The sequence below is a fragment of the Acinetobacter sp. ABJ_C5_2 genome, from assembly GCF_044538485.1.
Classification (GTDB): Bacteria; Pseudomonadota; Gammaproteobacteria; order Pseudomonadales; family Moraxellaceae; genus Acinetobacter; species Acinetobacter nosocomialis_A.
In genome coordinates, this window is the sequence record NZ_JBIUCS010000105.1 from 1 (window position 1) to 339 (window position 339).

1 pseudogene is annotated in these 339 nt (G+C 41.3%); it reads left to right on the forward strand.

Annotated features, from left to right (window positions below):
• Positions 1-339: pseudogene (locus tag ACH8JV_RS19570) on the forward strand (hypothetical protein); the annotation flags it as partial.

The window sequence follows — 339 nt, forward strand, 5'->3', positions numbered from 1 at the left end:
AGGACATTATCAATGATAAAAGCTATGACTGGACCAGTTTACAGTACTTCAATGATGTGAAATTTGAAGGTGCGAACTTTGCCGATGCCCAGTTCTTAAGAGTAGGCAATGATCTGGTGATCAAGGCATTTGGTACAGACGATTCAGTGACCTTTAAAAATTATCTGGATCAGAATGACTCGTATAGTCGAGATTTCAATTTTATCTTTGCAGACAAGACGATTTCTACTTCGGAAATCACGGGTCTTACTATGCAGCTTAACGGCACGGATGGTAACGATGTACTGAATGGCTGGAAAGGTAAGGATATTCTGATTGGTGGCCTAGGGGATGACACAC